The organism is Streptomyces sp. GbtcB6 (assembly GCF_019091475.1).
GTDB lineage: Bacteria > Actinomycetota > Actinomycetes > Streptomycetales > Streptomycetaceae > Streptomyces > Streptomyces hyaluromycini.
Genome location: NZ_JAGXJL010000183.1, coordinates 1 through 662, shown reverse-complemented (window position 1 = coordinate 662; position 662 = coordinate 1). Strand labels below are relative to the sequence as shown.

Genomic DNA, 662 nt, shown 5'->3' with positions numbered 1-662 from the left:
AGCGGCCAGACCGTCGTCTTCGTGACCCACGACATCGAGGTGGCGCTGCTGCTCGGCGACCGGGCCGTGGTGCTCGGCCGGATCGGCCGGGTCGTCCTGGACAAGGCGATCGACCTGCCCAGACCCCGCGACGCCGACGAACTGCGGGTGGACCCGCACTTCGTCGGCCTGCACAAGGAGATGACGGCGGCGCTGCGGGAGGCCCAGTGAACACGGTCGGCGCGAAAACCCCGGCGGACACGGAGAAGGAGACGACGATCGGTCAGTCGGTCACCGTCCCCCTGCACCGCGGCTGGTGGGAACGGCACGGCGGCACGGTCGTCATCTGGGGCGGGCGGCTGGTCCTCGCCGTCGTCCTGCTGGTGGCGTGGCAGCTGTGCGCCGGGCGGGTCTTCGACCTCACCTTCACCAGCAGGCCCCTCGACGTCGTACGACGGCTGGCCGACTGGCAGCGCCAGGGCCTGCTCTGGTCCAACACCTGGGTCACCCTCAAGGAGGTCGTCCTCGGCTTCCTGCTCGGCGCCGGGTCCGGTGCGGTCACCGGGTTCGTCCTCGCCTCGCTGCCGACCTTCTACCGCATGGTCGACCCGTTCATCGTGGCGCTGTACTCGCTGCCCAAGGTCGCCCTCGCCCCGCTGTTCATCGTCTGGTTCGGCATCGGC

The 662-nt window shown here is 70.5% G+C and carries 1 protein-coding gene and 1 pseudogene; both read left to right on the top strand.

Features of this window, described 5'->3' with window-relative positions; translation table 11 throughout:
* Positions 1 to 210, top strand: a pseudogene (locus tag KVT45_RS55095) (ABC transporter ATP-binding protein); the annotation flags it as partial.
* On the top strand, positions 207 to 662 hold a 456-nt coding region (locus tag KVT45_RS55090; RefSeq protein WP_368857579.1), incomplete at its 3' end, for an ABC transporter permease. The pseudogene KVT45_RS55095 and the gene KVT45_RS55090, both read left to right, overlap by 4 nt.